Source organism: Hymenobacter artigasi, assembly GCF_012275535.1.
Lineage (GTDB): Bacteria > Bacteroidota > Bacteroidia > Cytophagales > Hymenobacteraceae > Hymenobacter > Hymenobacter artigasi.
Genome location: NZ_JAAVTK010000013.1, coordinates 117,254 through 135,306, shown reverse-complemented (window position 1 = coordinate 135,306; position 18,053 = coordinate 117,254). Strand labels below are relative to the sequence as shown.

General features: G+C 60.7%; 19 protein-coding genes. 5 read left to right on the top strand and 14 right to left on the bottom strand.

The genetic code is table 11. The annotated features are described in order from the left end of the window. Positions 1-135: 135 nt before the first annotated feature. Both HBN54_RS18455 and miaA read left to right on the top strand, forming a co-directional pair. A complete protein-coding gene (locus HBN54_RS18455; RefSeq protein ID WP_168674698.1) occupies positions 136-2,103 on the top strand; it encodes an OmpA family protein in 1,968 nt (655 codons plus the stop codon). 108 nt (positions 2,104-2,211) lie between these two features. After that, positions 2,212-3,147, top strand: coding sequence for a tRNA (adenosine(37)-N6)-dimethylallyltransferase MiaA (miaA, locus tag HBN54_RS18450; RefSeq protein ID WP_317170249.1), 936 nt, complete (start codon positions 2,212-2,214; stop codon positions 3,145-3,147). A 113-nt stretch (positions 3,148-3,260) separates the two neighbouring features. Here the strand turns inward: miaA and pfkA are convergent, their stop codons facing one another. After that, entirely contained in the window at positions 3,261-4,232 is a 972-nt protein-coding gene (gene pfkA / locus HBN54_RS18445) for a 6-phosphofructokinase (protein ID WP_168674697.1), read from the bottom strand. Positions 4,233-4,464: 232 nt separating this feature from the next. Here pfkA and HBN54_RS18440 point away from each other — a divergent pair, with 232 nt between their 5' ends. Beyond that, positions 4,465-4,923, top strand: a complete 459-nt coding sequence (locus HBN54_RS18440) for a tellurite resistance TerB family protein (RefSeq protein WP_168674696.1) — start codon at positions 4,465-4,467, stop codon at positions 4,921-4,923. Positions 4,924-5,035: 112 nt separating this feature from the next. Here the strand turns inward: HBN54_RS18440 and HBN54_RS18435 are convergent, their stop codons facing one another. From HBN54_RS18435 to HBN54_RS18375, 13 genes are all read right to left on the bottom strand, one after another. Then, on the bottom strand, positions 5,036-6,226 hold the full coding sequence (locus tag HBN54_RS18435; RefSeq protein ID WP_168674741.1) for an aspartate aminotransferase family protein: 1,191 nt from the start codon (positions 6,224-6,226) through the stop codon (positions 5,036-5,038). A 267-nt stretch (positions 6,227-6,493) separates the two neighbouring features. Then, complete coding sequence (locus HBN54_RS18430) at positions 6,494-6,973, bottom strand: hypothetical protein (RefSeq protein WP_168674695.1); 480 nt, start codon at positions 6,971-6,973, stop codon at positions 6,494-6,496. A 24-nt stretch (positions 6,974-6,997) separates the two neighbouring features. Next, positions 6,998-7,465: a hypothetical protein gene (locus tag HBN54_RS18425; protein ID WP_168674694.1), complete on the bottom strand. Its 468-nt coding sequence runs from the start codon at positions 7,463-7,465 to the stop codon at positions 6,998-7,000. A 66-nt stretch (positions 7,466-7,531) separates the two neighbouring features. After that, a complete protein-coding gene (locus tag HBN54_RS18420) occupies positions 7,532-8,080 on the bottom strand; it encodes an RNA polymerase sigma factor (protein ID WP_168674693.1) in 549 nt (182 codons plus the stop codon). Positions 8,081-8,275: 195 nt separating this feature from the next. Beyond that, positions 8,276-8,605 (bottom strand): type II toxin-antitoxin system RelE/ParE family toxin, encoded by a 330-nt coding sequence (locus HBN54_RS18415; protein WP_168674692.1) that lies wholly within the window; start codon positions 8,603-8,605, stop codon positions 8,276-8,278. Then, positions 8,602-8,922, bottom strand: a complete 321-nt coding sequence (locus HBN54_RS18410) for a hypothetical protein (RefSeq protein ID WP_168674691.1) — start codon at positions 8,920-8,922, stop codon at positions 8,602-8,604. The genes HBN54_RS18415 and HBN54_RS18410 overlap by 4 nt, the downstream gene beginning before the upstream one ends. A gap of 71 nt (positions 8,923-8,993) precedes the next feature. Continuing rightward, positions 8,994-9,950: a transketolase family protein gene (locus HBN54_RS18405; protein ID WP_168674690.1), complete on the bottom strand. Its 957-nt coding sequence runs from the start codon at positions 9,948-9,950 to the stop codon at positions 8,994-8,996. Between the two features lie 116 nt (positions 9,951-10,066). Then, the gene (locus HBN54_RS18400; protein WP_235955596.1) at positions 10,067-10,459 is read right to left on the bottom strand and encodes an endonuclease domain-containing protein; all 393 of its coding nucleotides are present in this window, start codon (positions 10,457-10,459) and stop codon (positions 10,067-10,069) included. A gap of 83 nt (positions 10,460-10,542) precedes the next feature. After that, entirely contained in the window at positions 10,543-11,910 is a 1,368-nt protein-coding gene (locus HBN54_RS18395; RefSeq protein WP_235955595.1) for a vWA domain-containing protein, read from the bottom strand. A gap of 176 nt (positions 11,911-12,086) precedes the next feature. Then, positions 12,087-12,971: a transketolase gene (locus HBN54_RS18390; protein WP_168674687.1), complete on the bottom strand. Its 885-nt coding sequence runs from the start codon at positions 12,969-12,971 to the stop codon at positions 12,087-12,089. 113 nt (positions 12,972-13,084) lie between these two features. After that, positions 13,085-13,534: a thioredoxin-dependent thiol peroxidase gene (bcp, locus tag HBN54_RS18385; protein WP_168674686.1), complete on the bottom strand. Its 450-nt coding sequence runs from the start codon at positions 13,532-13,534 to the stop codon at positions 13,085-13,087. A gap of 133 nt (positions 13,535-13,667) precedes the next feature. Then, positions 13,668-15,650: a M23 family metallopeptidase gene (locus HBN54_RS18380; RefSeq protein WP_168674685.1), complete on the bottom strand. Its 1,983-nt coding sequence runs from the start codon at positions 15,648-15,650 to the stop codon at positions 13,668-13,670. 174 nt (positions 15,651-15,824) lie between these two features. Continuing rightward, the gene (locus HBN54_RS18375; protein ID WP_168674684.1) at positions 15,825-16,439 is read right to left on the bottom strand and encodes a fumarylacetoacetate hydrolase family protein; all 615 of its coding nucleotides are present in this window, start codon (positions 16,437-16,439) and stop codon (positions 15,825-15,827) included. A gap of 211 nt (positions 16,440-16,650) precedes the next feature. Here HBN54_RS18375 and HBN54_RS18370 point away from each other — a divergent pair, with 211 nt between their 5' ends. After that, positions 16,651-17,448, top strand: a complete 798-nt coding sequence (locus tag HBN54_RS18370) for a M48 family metallopeptidase (protein ID WP_168674683.1) — start codon at positions 16,651-16,653, stop codon at positions 17,446-17,448. Between the two features lie 38 nt (positions 17,449-17,486). Continuing rightward, entirely contained in the window at positions 17,487-18,053 is a 567-nt protein-coding gene (locus tag HBN54_RS18365; protein ID WP_168674682.1) for a hypothetical protein, read from the top strand.

Here is an 18,053-nt window from a genome sequence, read left to right as displayed (position 1 = left end):
GTTTGCCCCGACCCCACGGCCGCTTTCCACCCGGAAGGCGGCCGTGGGCGTTATCTTGCCGGCCTGATGGGTAGCATTACACGCGGAAATTATTGCTTTGTAGCTGCTTACCCTGGTTTCCTGTTGCTCCGGCCTATGAAGATTTTTCTGCTGCTGGTTTTGTTGGTTTGCCAACTGGCGTTGCGGGCGCAGCCCACGCCGCCAGCCACCCAGTACACCAACGCGCTGGCCCGGTACCAGCTGGCGTATGCGCGGGGCTGGGTGCCGCCCCGGGCAGTGGGCGGGCCGGTGGCTACGTTCACAGCCGGCGCGCCCGTCGTGGGCGCAACGGTGAAAGTCAGCCAGCAGTCCCTGCCCGACGACCGGCGCGACCTGCGGCTGCTGGGCGCGGGCCGGCCCGATTCGGTGTGGCAGCGCATTCAGCGGCTGCCCCGCGTGCAGGTGCTGCGCCTCGACCAGCACAGCGACGGGCCCACCGATGAGATTGACTATGAATATACCTACGCCCCGCCAGCCCCGGCGCTGCGCGCACACGTGCTGGGCCGGCAGCTGTGGCGCGGCGGCTACGAGTTTCGGGTAGAATACCGGGCCGCCACCGCCCAGGACGGCCGCTATCTGGCCGAAGGCCGGCAGCTGGTCGAATCCTTCGCCTTCACCAATGCGGCCTGGCCCAGCCGCCGCTACGCCGACCAGATTTGCGACGGCAAGATGTACGGCATCGCCGCCCTGCGCTTTCACGACGGGCAATGGGAAGATGACTGCCGTACCATCCACGAGTTTTCGACTTCCAACCCCACGGCTACCCCCAGGGCGCACCGCCTGGTGCTGCCGTTTCAGTCCTACGCGCTGGCCAAGGGGTTCGATAACTGCCTGTATTCCGTTACCAAGGCCCCCACCAATGCCCCCGAGCGCGTGTACCGCTACGACCCCGCCGCCCGGCGCGGGGCCTACACCGACTGGCAGCTGCCCGCCCAGGGCCCCGAGAACGTTTGGATATCCGCCGCCACCGACGACCACGGCGACCTGTATTTCATGACTTCCGACGCCAACCAGCTGGTACGCGTGAGCCCCCACGAGGGCCGCGTGAGCGTGGTGTGGGCCGCCGACCCCATCCGCAAAGCCCCGTATTATTCGCTCATCGGGTTTGCCAGCGCGGGCACGCACGGCAACTTCTGCCTCGACGATGCCAACACCATGTACATGGTGTACAGCACCGATGGCTCGCTGCTGAAAGTGAACATGAACACCAAGCAGCCGTCGCCCGAGCGCATCATGCTCGACGGCCTGCCCGTACGCGGCGGCTACAGCGACCTGCTGATGCAGAACGACGCCGCCGGCCGCCGCCGCATGTACCTGGCCGGCCCGCACGGACTTTATCAGGTCGATTTGGCGCGCCGCCAGGCCACCCGCGTGCGCGGCGGCACCTATACCGACCTGGCCGGCTGCAACCTGTTTGGCGTGGTGCCGCCCGCCCCGGCCGTGCCGCCGCCCACGCCCACCACCGCCACCTGGGAAGGCCGCGTGCTCGATGCCACTACCTCGCTCCCCCTGCCGCAGGCCCAGCTGCGCCTCGACCGCGATGAGGCGGGCACGGCCGTGCTGCTGTCGGTGCGCGGCAGCTTTACCTACACCACCGCGCCGGGCCGCAGCTACCAATACCACGCCCAGCATCCCGGCTACTTCCCGGCCGACAGCACCTGGGCCGCCGCGCCCGGCCCGCTGGTGCATGACATCCTGCTCCGGCCGCTGGCCGTGGGGGCCACCCAGCAGCTGGCCAACGTGCAGTTTGAGCAGGGCAAAGCCGCTATGCTACCCTCGTCGGCCGCCGCCCTCAACAAGCTAGTGCTGCTCATGATTGACAACCCCAACCTCACCATCGAGTTGCGCGGCCACACCGACAACGTGGGGCCACCCGAAAAAAACGTGGTGCTCAGCCAGCAGCGCGTGGCCGCTGTGAAAGCCTACCTCGCCGACCACGGCGTGGCCGGCACCCGCATCACCGGCCTGGGCCTGGGCGGGGCCGAGCCCATTGCCAGCAACGAGCAGGAAGCCACCCGCCGCCTCAACCGCCGCGTCGAGTTCCGCATTGTGGGGCTGCAATAGATTATAGCGCAACGTAGCGCGAACTTTGTAGTTCGCATCCACGCGCCATCTCTTACGATTCACGTTCCGGGACGCGAACTACAAAGTTCGCGCTACTCTCACTCCACCGTGCCCTTACTTCCGCCCGAAATCCTCGCCCAGCTGGCCCCCACGGCCGCCGACCCGCGCCCCGTGCTGCTCACCATTGCCGGCCCCACGGCCGTGGGCAAAACGGCGCTGTGCGTACAGCTGGCGCAGCAGTTTCACACCGAAATAGTCTCGGCCGACTCGCGCCAGTTTTTCCGTGAGCTTAGTATTGGCACGGCCAAGCCTACGCCCGCCGAAATGCAGGGCGTGCCCCATCATTTCATCGACAGCCACAGCATTGCGGAGGACTACAGCGCCGGCCGCTTCGCCACCGATTGCCTGGCCGTACTCAGCGAATTGTTCCAAAAACACTCGCTTGTCATCTTCACCGGCGGCTCGGGTCTTTATGTGCAGGCCGTGACCGATGGGCTGGATGAGCTGCCCGGCGTGCCGCCCGAGGTGCGCGCCCGGCTCCACGCCGAGCTGGCCGCCCACGGCCTCCCCCACCTCGTGGCCGAGCTAGCCGCCACCGACCCCGTAGCCCACGCCCGCATCGACCAGCAAAACCCCCAGCGCGTGGTGCGCGCCCTGGAAATCACCCGCGCCACGGGCAGGCCGTTTTCCAGTTTCCACACCGACGGCCCGCCCGCCGAAAACCCGCTCTTCCGCAACGTGAAAGTGGCCCTCACCCGCGAGCGGGAGGCACTCTACCAGCGCATCAACCTGCGCGTGGAGCACATGCTGGCCGCCGGCCTGCTGGCCGAAGTAAAATCGGTGCTCCCCTACCGCCACCACCACGCCCTGCAAACCGTGGGCTATCAGGAAATTTTCGGTTTTCTGGATGGGGATTACGACTGGGCCGAAGCCGTGCGCCTGCTCCAGCGCAACACCCGCCGCTACGCCAAGCGCCAAATGAGCTGGCTGCGGCGCGACCCTGGCTATGCTTGGGTCGATTTAAGCAAAATCCAGACAAAATAGAACGTCATGCTGAGCGCAGCCGAAGCATCTCTACCGCGAAGAGTAATTAGTTACTTCCCCAGTAGAGATGCTTCGGCTGCGCTCAGCATGACGTTCTATTTTTCTTTCTGAGCTTAAACTGAAAGAATCTCCACCATCCGCATAAAGCTCTGGTTGATGATTTTTTTCTTATTAATAGTATCCGTAAACGGCGTATAAACCAGCTTTTTATCCACAATGCCGGCCATTACGTTGCGCATGCCGTTCATGAGGCCTTCCACGGCGGCAATGCCGATTTGGGAGCCCAGCAGGCGGTCGGCGGCCGTGGGGGAGCCGCCGCGCTGAATGTGGCCGATAACCGTGACGCGGGTATCGAGCTGCGGGATGGCTTCCTTCACGCGGGCGGCCGTGGTGGTGGCGTTGCCCTCTTCCTCGCCCTCGGCCACGATGACGATGAACGAGGTTTTGGAGCGCTTCCAGCCCGTTTGCAGGGTTTCAATCACCACGTCCACGCTCATTTGCGTTTCCGGAATCATCACGATTTCGGCCCCGCCGCCAATGGCGCACGGGATGGCGATGTAGCCCGAATCGCGGCCCATCACCTCTACAAAGAAGCACCGGTCGTGCGAGTCGGCCGTGTCCCGGATTTTATCGATGCACTCCAGCGCCGTGTTCACGGCCGTATCGTAACCAATGGTGTAGTCGGTGCCGTATAGGTCGTTGTCGATGGTGCCCGGCGCGCCCACCGTGGGGATGCCGAACTCCTCCTCAAAAATCATGGCCCCGGTGAAAGTACCGTTGCCGCCAATGGCCACCAGGCCTTCAATGCCGTTGTTCACCAGCTGGTCGAAGGCCTGCTGGCGGCCTTCCTTGGTCATGAATTTCTGGCTGCGGGCCGATTTCAGAATGGTACCGCCCTTCTGCACCGTGTTGGACACCGAGGCCGAATCGAGGCGCACAAACTCGCCCTTAATCATGCCACTGTAGCCCCGCATAATACCGTATACCTCAATGCCGTGGTACGTGGCCGTGCGCACCACGGCCCGGATGGCGGCATTCATGCCCGGCGAATCGCCCCCACTCGTGAAAACTGCTATTCTCTTCATCTGAACTGTCATAAATGCAGCAGGGCGCGCAAATGGCACCCAAACCGCGCAAAGTTGGTGAAATGAATGCAAACCCTCAACCCAAGCGTAGAAATTGGCGTTATGGAAACGATTGTAATTTTACTTAGCAGAACAATAAATTGATAACAATAAGCCGATTTTACGTGTATCTTACCCCTGAAATCGCAGTTTCGTTTCCAAAATCATCTCCCACTTGTTAATTCCCACGTTTATGTTCGGTTTTTTCGAAAATGAGCAGGCCAAAAAAATCAAAAGCCACCTGTTGAATCTCGCGGCACTGGCTAAAGCCGACGGCCATATCGACGCCCGGGAGATGAATTTCATCCTGGCGGTGGGCAAGAAGAACGGCATCAGCTCGTCGGAAGTGCAGGCATTGGTGTCGGGTGCCAAAGGCAGTAGCAATGACCTGCCTACTACCGATTCGGAGCGTTTCGACCAGATTTTTGACCTCGTGGACATGATGCTGGCCGATGGCATTGTGGACGATACCGAGATGGACTTCTGCATCATGATGGCCGAGAAGCTGGGCTTCCGCAAGGCCATTGTGGGCGTACTGGTGCGCAAGATTTCGCAGGGCGTGAAAGACGGCCTGCCCAAGGAGCGCATCAAGGAGGAAAGCACTTCTTTTCTGAATTACAACGAATTACCCCGACCCAAAGTGGTGGTATAGGTGGTATAGGTGGTGAGGTGGTGAACTAGTGAAATGGTGAGTTTGATGTTCTGTCTGCGCAAATCGCGCTGCTCAAACATCAAACTCACCATTTCACCAACTCACCAATTCACTATTTCACCACCGCATCGATGGCCCGCAGTAGTGCGGCGCAGGCTTCGTCAATTTCCGCATTGCTGATGGTGAGCGGCGGGGCCAAGCGCAGCGAGTTATCGCAAAACAGGAACCAGTCGGTGAGGATGCTTTCGTGCTCCAGGGCGTAGTCGATGATAGGCTTGAGCACGGCGAAGGAATCGAATTCCACGGCCATGAGCAGGCCGCAGCCGCGCACGTCCCGGATGGCCGGGTGCCGCAGCTGCTCCCGGAACCGCGCCGCTTTGGCGGCCACGCCCTCGGCCAGCTTTTCGTCCTGCATTACTTGCAGCGTGGCCAGGGCCGCCGCGCAGCTCACCGGGTGCCCGCCAAAGGTGGTGCAATGCCCCAGAATGGGGTTGGTTTTGAAGCCCGACATGATTTCGGTGCTCGAAATGAAGGCCCCGATGGGCATGCCGCCGCCCATGCCCTTGGCACACACCAGAATATCGGGCTCGATGCCGAACTGCTCGAAGGCCCACATGGTGCCGGTGCGCCCGTAGCCGCACTGAATTTCGTCGAGGATGAGCAGGGCCCCCACTTCCCGGCAGCGGCGGCGCAGCGCTGGCAGGTAATAAAGCGAGGGCACGCGCACGCCAGCCTCGCCCTGCACGGTTTCGATGATGACGGCGGCGGTGCGCTCGGTAATCAGCATCAGGTCGGCAAAGTCGTTGTGGCGGATGTGGCGCACGTCGGGCAGCAGCGGCCGGAAGCTGTTTTTGAAGTCTTCGGAGCCGGTGATGGACAGCGCGCCGTGCGTGGAGCCGTGGTAGGCATTGAGGCAGGAAATGAGCTCGGTGCGGCCGGTGTGGCGCTTGGCCAGCTTCAGCGCGCCCTCAATGGCCTCGGTGCCGGAGTTGGTGAAAAACACCGAATCGAGGTGCGCGGGCAGGGTTTGGTGGATGGCCTCGGCCAGCTGCGCGGGCACGGCCTGCACCAGCTCGCCGTACACCATCAGGTGCAGGTACTTGTCGAGCTGGGCCTGGATGCCGGCCAGCACGCGCGGGTGGCGGTGGCCCACGTTGCTCACGCCGATGCCGGAAATGAGGTCGAGGTAGCGGCGGCCGTCGGGGCCGTACATGTACACGCCCTCGGCCCGCTCAATTTCCAGCAGCAGTGGGAAATCGGAGGTTTGGGCCTGGTGGCGCAGGAAGAGTTGGCGGGGTGTCAGGACCACTGATTTATCGGATTTAAGCGGATTTCACGGATTTTGTAGTCGATTTCGCGTTTGCCTTCCTGAGCAGAGACGAAGGACCTTGTTACGCTCACAGCCTCTGAATTACTGCAAGCTGTTTTGACGTGCTAAGGTCCTTCGCAAGCTCAGGATGACAGCCGGCTTCAGGGTAAACCAGTCATTACCGGTTTCGATTATTCCGCAAAAATAAAGAGGCCGCTGCGGGGGCAGCGGCCTCTTGGCATAGCTCAGAAGGAAATTGCCTCAATTGGTATCGATAGCCGGCTGGCCGCCGCCGCCGGCCACGCGCTTGATAACCTCCTTGGTGAAGTCGCGCTCGGCCTGAAACAGCTGGGCTACCTGGCGCAGGGAAATGACTTTCTGAAACTTATCGAAGTATTCCTTTTCGAGGTTCAGCTCCTGCTGGCGCATGTTGAAGGCCTGGGTGAAATTGTCGCGGATTTGCGGGTCGGTCATGCCCTCGGTCACGTCGCGGCGCAGCAGGCGGCCGCTGCGGTTGAGCTCGCGGCGGCGGGTCGAAAACTCGTTGTAGAGCGGCCAGAACTTCTGGGCCTGGTCCTGGGTGAGTGAAACGCGGTTGGTGATGAAGGCAATTTTGGCGTTTTCGAGCTGGCCCAGGCGCTGGCCCCGGCGGGCGCCGTTCTGGGCGTGGGCAGCCGGCGCAAGAACCAACAGCGCGGCGGCAAGGCTCAGCAAACGAAAAAGGAATGATAAAACGGACATGATAGCGAGGTAGGAATGCGGTAATTAGAGGTACGTGGAATCGTCGGAAGGTTGCGCGTCCAGCGCATCGTTCAACTCATCTTCCGACGCTTGTAGGAAGCCTTTGGTGATGGCCGGATTGGCGGCGGTGAGCACGGCCAGGTCGGAGTTTTCGACGCGGGCCCCGCTAGTGAGCAGGTAGTTGGCCAGCTCGGTGCGGGGCACGGCATCAAGGGAGGCGGTGGCGGCCGTAGCGGGCACCAGCGGCGCGCTACCGCTCAGGTAGAACGAGGCCGCGAAGCCGCCCAGCACCGCTACCGAGGCCACCCCCGTGCGCAACGCCGGCGACAAAAAGCGGAGCCAGCCCCAGACCGACACAGCTTCGCGGGCTTCGGGCTGGGGCAGCCGGGCCATTATCTGCATTGGGAGCTTATCGAAATAGTCGGCGGGCGGGCTGCTCAGCAGCGGGCGGGGCCGCCGGGGGTGCGCGTCGAGCTTGAAGGCAGGTTTCATGAGGGTTTGATGATAGCGCGTGGCGAACGTTTAATTCAACGAATAATAATTTGTATAAGAGCCGGGTTAATCGGCGGCCGTGCGGGTCACGTATTCTTCTACTTTTTTCACGGCGTGGTGGTAGCTGGCTTTCAGGGCACCTACGCTGGTGCCGGTTACCTCGGCCATCTGCTCGTAGGGCATCTCGTCGTAGTAGCGCAGGTTGAAGACGAGGCGCTGCTTGTCGGGCAGGCGCAGAATGGCTTGCTGGAGCTTCAGCTCAATCTCATCGCCGGCCAGGGCGGGGTCGGCCTCGATTTTGGCGGCCAGCTCGGCCCCCACGTCGGTGAGCGGCAGCAGAAACTTACGCCGCTTGCTGCTCAGGAAATTCAGGCACTCATTGGTGGCGATGCGGTAAATCCAAGTAAAAAGCTGGGCATCCTGGCGGAAGTTCTCGAGGTGCTTCCAGACCTTGATGAACACGTCCTGAGTGAGGTCGTCGGCGTCGTCGTGGTCCACCACCATTTTCCGGACGTGCCAGTACACCTTACTCTGGTACTTGCGCACGAGCTGGTTGAACGCCAGATTGCGGCTGGCGGGGTCCTGGAACTTGAGGAGAATTTCGTGGTCTTCCAAACGGGGAGGCCGGGGTGTAGGCGGTAGGTAGTGGGGGTTGGATGCCGAAACGACCGGCAGGTTTAATGCGGAAAAGCATCAAATGTTGATAGCAGGCTGCATTTCGCCTTGTAATACCGCTTACAGCCCCGCCTATCCACAAGCAAAAGCCCCCGCAGCTTCTGAAGTTGCGGAGGCTCTTATTTTTGTTTCGCTCTATTCTTCCAGAAGGTCCAGTAAGGCCAGCACCTGCTGGTCGCTCACGGAGCTTTGTTCGGATTTATCATAAAGCGCCAGCAGGAAAACAGTTTCATTCACTACCTGCACGTAGGTGATGAGGCGGGCACCACCACTTTTACCGCCACCTTTGCTGGCAATAGCTAGGCGAATTTTATAGCAATGATGACCGATGGGCGTGCCTGATTGCGGCTGCTCACGCAGTTGGAGTATTATGCTATCGAGGTCGTTGGGCAAAGACCTGAATTTTTTACTGAGTCGCTTGGCATCCCGCGCGAATGCGGGAGTCAGTTTAATCGCAAAGCTCATGAAGGCACCTCCCGGTTTTGCTTGACTGGTGCAGCTACGCTACCCGATGGTGCCGCTATAGCCTTGCCCGGCAAATCGTCGGCAACCGATTCTGCTTCTAATTCGGCGTACAAACTTTCCCAGCTTTGCAACTCAATTTCGCCGCGCTGATGGCGCTTCACGTTCTCGACGGCCTCTTGCAAGCCACTCAGAAAATTGATGGCGGTTGGGGTCAGAGGCGCGGCCTGTACCGCCACCACCCGCACCTTTTTAATACCCCTGATGAGTTCCAGCACGCGGGCGGCATCCTTATCCGGCACTTCCAGCACAATTTCCATAACCTCGGGTTTTATCAGTTTAGTTAAAGATACGCAACGCGGGTGCTCGGGCTGAAAGTGCCGAATCAGAGCTACTTCTTCCGCTTCATCACTGCTTCAACGGCTGCTACAATGGCAGCATCGGTGAGGCCATATTTCTCCATCAGCTGGTCGGGGGTGCCGCTTTCGCCGAAGCTGTCGTGCACGGCCACCATTTCCAGGGGCAGGGGCTCTTCGCGGGCCAGCAACTGGGCGATGCTGTCGCCGAGGCCGCCGTTCATCTGGTGCTCTTCGGCGGTTACCACGCAGCGGGTTTTGCGCACCGATTTCAGGATGGCTTCGGCGTCGAGCGGCTTTATGGTGTGGATGTTGATAATTTCGGCATTGATGCCTTTCTCGGCCAGGAGCTTGCCGGCTAGCACGGCCTTCCACACGAGATGGCCGGTGGCGAAGATGCTTACATCAGCACCTTCGTTCATCAGCCAGGCTTTGCCGATTTCGAATTTCTGGTCGGCGGGCGTGAAGTTGGGCACCACTGGGCGGCCGAAGCGCAGGTACACCGGGCCTTCGTAGTCGGCAATGGCCAGGGTAGCGGCTTTGGTCTGGTTGTAGTCGCAGGGGTTGATGACGGTCATGCCGGGCAGCATTTTCATCATGCCCAGGTCTTCCAGAATCTGGTGGGTGGCGCCGTCTTCACCCAGCGTGAGGCCGGCGTGGGAGGCGCAGATTTTCACGTTCTTGCCGGAGTAGGCAATGCTCTGACGAATCTGGTCATACACGCGGCCGGTGCTGAAGTTGGCGAAGGTGCCCGTGAAGGGGATTTTGCCGCCAATGGTCATGCCGGCGGCCACGCCCATCATGTTGGCCTCGGCAATGCCCACCTGGAAAAACCGCTCGGGAAAGGCCTTTTTGAAGGCGTCCATCTTGAGCGAGCCGGTGAGGTCGGCGCAGAGGGCTACTACGTTGGGGTGGGTGGTGCCCAGCTCGGCCAGGCCAGCGCCGAAGCCGCTGCGGGTGTCTTTGGATTCGGTGTAGGGGAAGTCTTTCATGGGTATATTAAGGAGGTTTCGTTAGAACAAACTCCCCTCCTTTTTTAAGGAGGGGACATTTTCACGCAGTGAAAATTGGGGTGGTTGCGTTCGTTGAACGACTCGCACCAAAAAAATCAAACAGTATGAAATTTACTTACAATGGCTTGCAATACAGTTTCCAGGGCCGACCAAATCAATTTATTCTCAAATCGGACAACCTGAATACCAAGCGTATTGAGGTAGGCAGTGCGGGCAGCGTCGTGCAGGTTCCCCGCTGCAGTGTAGTGGCCGGCACCATCAAGCTCCACGGCTATTCTTTCTTCGGGGCAATAGAAATCCAGAATATAGGCTCCAACGCTGTGCTGGCGGCGAAACTTGCGGCCGGCTAGCTGGCCACCTTTTAGGGATTTCCATAGGGTTGCCTCGGCGGGGGTGAGGATGTTTCGGAGCGTGCGGCGGTCGTCTTTTTTTTGCGACAGGTTGTGGTAGTTGTCCATGGCGACTTGGCTTTGTTTTTTGGTGCGCATCGTTCAACGAACGCAACCACCCCAATTTTCACTGCGTGAAAATGTCCCCTCCTTAAAAAAGGAGGGGAGTTTCCGTTCTCACGTCATTTCCCAAAAATGGCTACTGATGTCGTCTGCCCGCTCCGAATACTGAAATTGCGCACATCAGTAAACTTGCTGCCGATGCTGGTTTTGGTTCGGAACACCAGCCGGTAGGCTCCCGGCTGCATGGGCAGGTTGATTTTGCTGCTGCCGCCATCCGGCAAGGAATATATCCAGGTTTGAGATTCATCGTCATTCAGCTGGTAGATGCTGCCGTAGCCTTTCAGGTCGGAGGTAATATTGAGGGTGCCGGGGGCATCGTAGGTGAAAGCGTATTCCTGGCCTTGCTTGATGGTGATGCGGCGCACGGTGCGCGGCAGGGTCAGCGCTTCCACTTCGTAGTTGCCGGCCAGCAGCTTCTGGCGGGTGCCGAAGGTGCCGGCCGTGACGGTGGTCCCCGCCGGACTACGCACTACTGCCCGGATGGTACCATACGGGTTGGGTGTGAGAGGTGGATTCTGGAGCCAGAGGGTGCCCTGGGACGTTTTGTAGGTGAGCACGTTGGCCTTGCCGGGGGTGATGGGGATGTTGGCCTGGCGCACGGGCGGCACGGTGTTTATCACAAGGTCGTAGCTCTGGAGGGCGTCGATGTCCACGACATCAGCCTTGCCCTGGGCGTCGCGGTAATGCACATAGTTGTACTCCGGCTGCTCGGTCACGTTGTTGACGAACGTCATGTTGACGTTGCTTTCCACGGGCTTGCCGTTGGCATCGGTGAGATTCACCGAGACGGTGGTTTTGCTCAGCGTTTTGGCAATTACGTCGTTCATCACCGTGCGAAAGGTGGCGACCTCGGCGGCGTTGTAGTACTGCCCGAGGCAGGCGAGCTGCTGGCCAAAATCGCGCTCGGCCCCAATGCCAATGACGAAGGGCTTGAGGAAAACGTGCTTGCGCTGCAGGGCGATGGAAGCCGCGCAGGGGTCGCGGTTGCACGATTCGAGGCCGTCGGTTATCAGCAGCAGCACGTTGCGGGAGGACTTATCAGTGGGAAAATCGTTGGCCGACTGCTCCAGCGAATACGTGATGGGCGTGTTGCCCTGCGCCTTGAGGGTCGTCAGCTTCTTCTTGATGGCGGCGGCGTTACGCGGCGCGAAGGCCACTTCCAGCTTGGAGTCCTGGCAGTTTTTCTCGGAGTTCGGGTACTGGTGGCCGTACACGCGCAGGCCCAGCTCCAGGTTGGGGTAGGCGTTGAGCGAGTCGACCATTTTGCTGAGCATGCGCTTGGCCACTTCCCAGCGGGGCTGGCCCTCCCAGGGGGCCATCATCGAGCCCGAGGCATCGAGCAGGAAGAGAATGCGGGTGACTTTGGGCTTTTCGACGGGAGCGTTTTGGGCGTGGGTTGTGCTGTTAAAAATCAGCAGTGCCAGCAAAAAAAATAGCGCCCTCCCCGTCCACCTCACCCCCTGACCCCCTCTCCAAAAAAGAGGGGGCACCGGAAATGCTCCTATTAATTCCGGCTGAGGAATCACCATCACGAGCCGGTGCCCCCTCTTTTTTGGAGAGGGGGTCAGGGGGTGAGGTTGACGCCGCGCCGAATACCACATGCCTAGTAGTCGCCTTCCGTCCCGGTTTTCAGCTCATCGAGCGCGGTGGCCAGCTGGGCATCGTTCGGTGCCACGCCATGCCACTTGTGGCCGTCCATCATAAAGTCAACGCCGAAGCCCATTTTCGTGTCCATGACGAACATGACGGGCCGGGCCTTTCCAGTGGCGGCTACGCAGTTTTCGAGCAGGGTGATGAGGGCATCGAAGTGGTTGCCGTCGCCTTCGATGACGTGCCAGCCGAAGGCTTTGAACTTCGCCCCAATGTCGCCGAGGCCGCCGATTTCGTCGGTCGAGCCGTCAATCTGCTGGCCGTTGCGGTCCACGATGCCAATCAGGTTGTCGATTTTGTGGTGGCTGGCGTAGAGCGCCGCTTCCCAGTTCTGGCCTTCTTCCAGTTCGCCGTCGCCCATGAGCACGAACACGCGCTGCTTGTCGCCGTTCATCTTTTTGGCCTGGGCCGCGCCGCAGGCCACGCTCAGGCCCTGGCCCAGCGAGCCCGAGGCCACGCGCACGCCCGGCAGGCCTTCGTGGGTAGTGGGGTGGCCTTGGAGGCGCGAATTGAGCTTGCGGAACGTGCTCAGCTCGCTGACGGGGAAGTAGCCGGAGCGGGCCAAACACGAGTACATGGTGGCCGAGGTGTGGCCGTTAGACAGGAAGAACAGGTCCTGGTCCTTGCCGTCCATGTCAAAGGGCTCGGGGTGGTGCTTCATCACCTTGAAGTAGAGCGCCACCAGCAAATCGGTGATGCCGAGCGAGCCGCCGGGGTGGCCCGAGTTCACGGCGTGCACCATGCGCACGATGTCGCGGCGCACCTGGGTGGCAATTTCCTTGAGCTCCTCGTTCGTCTTTTCAGGTTTTTCGACGGTCTTGGCGGTGGTATCGGTCATGTCGGGAATAGTTGGGTTCAGGGGTAAAGGTAGTAAACGGCGGGATGGGCAAAGGGGCCTTTTTTGAGGGCTGCCTATTGCAATCGGTTACGATAGGCCGCAATCGGTGGCGGCTACTTCAGTAGCTGCGCGGCGTGCTCCTTGGTGTCTACTTTCTTGATAACCTTTTCAATCAGGCCGTTTTCGTCAATCAGGAAAGTGGTGCGGACGGTGCCCATGTAGGTCTTGCCGTAATTTTTCTTTTCCTGCCAAACGCCGTAGGCCTGCACGATGGTTTTGTCGGTGTCGACGAGCAGCGGGAAGGGCAGGTCGTACTTGAGGGCGAATTTCTGGTGGGCCGCCGCACCGTCGATGCTCACGCCGATGACTTTGATGTTGCTTGCTTTGAGCTCCTCCTGGTGGTCGCGCAGGTTGCAGGCCTGGGCGGTGCAGCCGGGGGTGTCATCCTTCGGGTAAAAGTAGAGGGCGACTTTCTGGCCGCGCAGCTCGTGCAGGCTGACGGTGTTGCCATCCTGGTCCTGGGCGGTGAAATCGGGGGCGGGTTGGCCGGGTTCGAGGGACATGGTTGTTAGGGTATGAGGGTAAGAGGGTATGGGGGTAGGAGGTTAATGTGAGCAAAAGGATGGTTCGTCATCAGGCATTAGGCAGGCGTTAGAATCACCTCATACCCTCTTACCCCCATACCCTCCTACCCTATCAAAGGCTCAGCGGAATTACCCGCTCATTCCCCGCCTGGTCGGTCAGGCGCAGTTCTGCGGGGCCTTTCAAGCGGGCACCCAGCGTATCGGTCGGCACCGAAAACAGGGTGGAATTCTTGTGCTCGAAGCGCAGCATTCGGAATTTTCCGCCCACCAGCAGGCGGTAGGTGGCCAGGCCGGAAAGGTCGTCGCCGACGCGGAAGAGCACCTGCCCGCCGGGCCGCCCGATTAGGCTGCCCTTGGGGGCCACGGTATCGGTGAGGATGCGGTAGGAGGCGAACTGGCGGATGTTGGCCGTGATGTTGCCCTGCTCGTCCCACTTGCCGCCCAGGTAGGCCTTGCCGCCGGCCGCCGTGGCCGTGTAGATGGCGGTGCGGGCCGGGTCGGCGGGCGGGGTGGCGGGCTTGAGGGTGAGGGTGGCCGTGTGGTAGAGCGGCAGCAGCGGCGAGCCCACCGTCCAGAAGCCGCTGCCCGTGGGCTCGGGCTTGTAGCTGGTGCCGAGGTAGATATTGCCAAACAGGCTCTCCTTGCCGAACATCACGTTGAGCTTGGCCGTGGCGTAGTTGGTTTCCTTGCCGGCCGGAATCATTACCTGCCGGTCGAATTTCTTGGTGATGGTGCCGAAGCGAATGGAATCGGGCAGGCCGGCGCGCAGGTCGTAGAGGTACACGTTTTCGCTGTTCTGGGTGTAGCTCGGCTTGATTTCGAGGCGGCGGTTGCCGCGCAGCAGCACCAGGTTGCCTCCTACTGAGTCAGCGCTGGGGTCGGCGGCCACGGCTTTCAGCAAGTTGCGCGTCACCTCGAAGCGCAGGGCGGGCTTTTTCACCCCGGCGGCGCGGGTTTTGAAGTATTCGGGCTGCTCGCCGCGCAGCACCAAGTGCAGGGCCGTCTGGTTGTTGTAGGAGTCGGCCAGGGTGATGTCGACGTTATAGATTTTGCCGGCCTCCACGGTCAGGCGGCCCTTGGTGGGACTGGTGGTGGCGTACATCAGCAGGTCGTTGCCATCGTCTACCCACAGCTTTTGCAGGGTGCGGCCCTGGGTATTCTGATACAGGAAATCGACGAAGTTGCCCACCTGCCGGGTGCCCGTCGGGAAGGGAATCGCGTCGATGTTGTGTTGGTAAAACGGCTGCCCGTTCACCGTCATGGCCACCCGCTGGATGCCGTTGCGATTCCAGGCATTGTCAAACCTATCGAAGCCCTGCACCAGCACGCCCACCGTGCCAAAGGCACTGATGGTATCGGCCCAGGTGGTAGCCACGCCCGGCCCCGGCTGCACTTTCGGCGCAAACAGCGCCTTGGCAAACACGTTCTTCACCCGCGCCTCAATAGTAAGCGGCTCCAGCGCAAATGCCTGCAGCGTAGGGGCCACGTGGTCCTGAATCTCGGGGAAGCCGCCCCATTGCAGGGGGTTGTACTGCCGGTCCTGGGCATCGCGCACTTCCCAGTGCAGGTGCGGGCCGGCCGAGCCGCCAGTGTTGCCGCTCAGGGCCACCAGCTCGCCCCGCTTCACCGGAAACCGGTCCTTCTCGAAGAAGCATTCCAGCTCGTAGCTCTGCTTGTCGTACTGCCGGCGCAGCAGCTCAGCCGCGAAGGCCCCTTTGAATTCGTTGAGGTGGCCGTACACGGTGGTCAGGCCATTGGGGTGGGTGATGTAGAGCACGTTGCCGTAGCCGAACGACGACTGCTTGAGGCGCGACACGTAGCCATCGGCGGCGGCGTACACGGGCTGGTTCACCCCGCCGCCGGTCTTGATGTCGAGGCCACCGTGGAAGTGGTTGGGCCGCAATTCGCCCATGCTCCCGGCCAGGAAGCCCGGCTTGCCCGGCGCAATTGGAAACATAAAATACCCCGGCGCCACGGTAGCCCGCCCGGCATTCAGCAGCTCGCCGGGGGCGCGGTCGCGGTCGGAAGTGTCGGCCTCCTGCCCTCCTACCCGCCATGCCAGCAGCACCAAAAACACACTTCCTATCAACCGCACAGTTAGCTTTCCCTTTTGCACAATAACGCTTCTTTTAATTCAGCTAATTCTTTTCATCAACGGATGTAGAGACGCATCCTTACGTCTCCACCACCGCGCCAATCAGACTCGTTCACAGCCCAACCGTTCAACGCCAAGACGCCAGGATGCGTCCCTACATCGTTCTAATTATTCTTACCGGATGCCCAGCTCCAGCAGCTTCTCCCCTTCCAGGAATCCTTCCAGCTGGTCGCCCATTTTTACGGGGTCCACGCCGGCGGGGGTGCCGGTAAAAATAAGGTCGCCCATTTTCAGGGAGATGTATTTTGAAACGAAGCTGATGATTTTGGCGAACGGGTGCAGCATCAGGCCGGAGTTGCCGGTCTGGCGGGTTTCGCCGTTCACGGTGAGGTGGAAATTGATGTTGGCCAGGTCGGCAAAGTCGGCCACGGGCTTGAAGGTGGTCGAAATCGGGGCCGAGCCATCGAAGGCTTTGGCCAGCTCCCAGGGCAGGCCTTTTTTCTTGAGCTCGGCCTGCAGGTCGCGAGCCGTGAAGTCGATACCCAGGCCAATAGCATCGAAATAATTAAGGGCAAACGACTCGTCGATGTGACGGCCGTTCTTGCTCACACGCAGCACCAACTCTAGTTCGTGGTGAATATCCTGCGAGAATTCGGGGATGAAAAACGGCTGGCCGCGTTGCAGCAGCGCCGTTTCGGGCTTCATAAAGATAACGGGCGCGGAGGGCACCTCGTTGTGCAGCTCGGCAATGTGGTCGGCATAGTTGCGGCCGATGCAGATGATTTTCATGGCGACGGGAAAGGCGGGTCGTAGATAAGTCAAAACTACGGCTCCCCGCTGGCTTACGGCCATCGGCCGGCCCCTTTTTACGGCCCGCCGGCCCGGCCCGGCCAAAACTTTACCCCGCCCTGCCCCCGTATAGCCCGCAACGGCAGCCCGCGCCGGAGCCCGCCACGTTGGCGTGGGGCCGGCGCATTCTTCCACTTTTTCACTCATGCTCATGCTCAAAAAACTCACCCTCGTGGCCAGTCTGGCCCTGCTTTCCGCCTGCTCTACGGTGCCCATCACGGGCCGCCGCCAGCTCAGCCTGGTGAGCGACAGCGAAATCAACACCCTGGCTGCCACGCAATACCGCGAGGTTATTGCCAAAGGCCCGCTCTCCACCAGCTCGCAGCAGGTGGCCATGGTTCGCACCGTGGGCCAACGCATTCAGGCGGCGGTAGAAACGTATTTCCGCCAGCAAAACGCCTCCGACCAGCTGGCCGGCTACCAGTGGGAATTCAATGTGATTCAGGACGACAAGCAGCAAAACGCCTGGTGTATGCCCGGCGGCAAAGTGGCCGTTTACACCGGTATTCTGCCTATTACGCAGGACGAAAACGGCCTGGCCGTGGTGATGTCGCACGAAATTGCGCACGCCGTAGCCAAGCACGGCTCCGAGCGCATGAGCCAGGGCCTGGTGCAGCAGTTGGGCGGGCAGGCGCTGTCGGCTGCCCTTTCCACCAATGCGCCCGCTACGCAGCAGCTGGCGTTGCAGGCGTTTGGCGTGGGCTCGCAGCTGGGCCTGTTGCGCTACGGCCGCAACCAGGAATCGGAGGCCGACCACTTGGGCCTGATTTTTATGGCCATGGCCGGGTACAATCCCGACGGTGCTATTACGTTCTGGCAGCGCATGGATGCCCGCGAAAACCAGGCCTCGCCGCCCGAGTTCCTCTCCACTCACCCCTCCAACGGCACCCGCATCGCCGATATTCAGCGCGAATTGCCGGAAGCGCGTAAGTACTACAAAGGCCGCTAGGTAGCGGCTCCTAAGGCCCAACTTTTTGCTATTCTACCATGAAGCTTTTTCCGCGTTTGCTTGGGTTGGGCCTATTGAGCATTTTGGTGCTGCTGCTGGTCATGTCGTGCGAAAGCACCAAGCAGGCTACCAGCGAGTTTGGCAGTCCCAACCGCATCAAAGGCGAAGTAATTGCCAAGCCGGAAAGCCGGCAAATCGTGCATTTCACCGACAGCTCCACGGAGTATAACACGCCGCGCAGCGAGCTGGCCCAAGCCTTTATCCGGCAGTTTGGCGATGGCACCGTAGTCGATAAGATTCAGGTGCGCAAAGCCCCCACCGGCCCCGACGAGCCCATTAGCTACTACCTCATTGGCATGGGCCTGCGCAACGGCATGTTTCGGGCCATGGCCCTGCCCCTCACCGCCGGCGGCGACAATACCTACTACCTACGCCCCACCGCCGAGCGCTACACCATCACCGGTCAGGGCTGCCCCATGTGCTTCTTCAATTTTGAAAACGGACGCATCGTGGGCACCACCTGCGGCGAGAAAGTGGGCGGCAGCACCTGCGACCTGAAAGTGGACATTAATAATTCGCTCTTTTCCGCAGCTCCTGTCAAATGA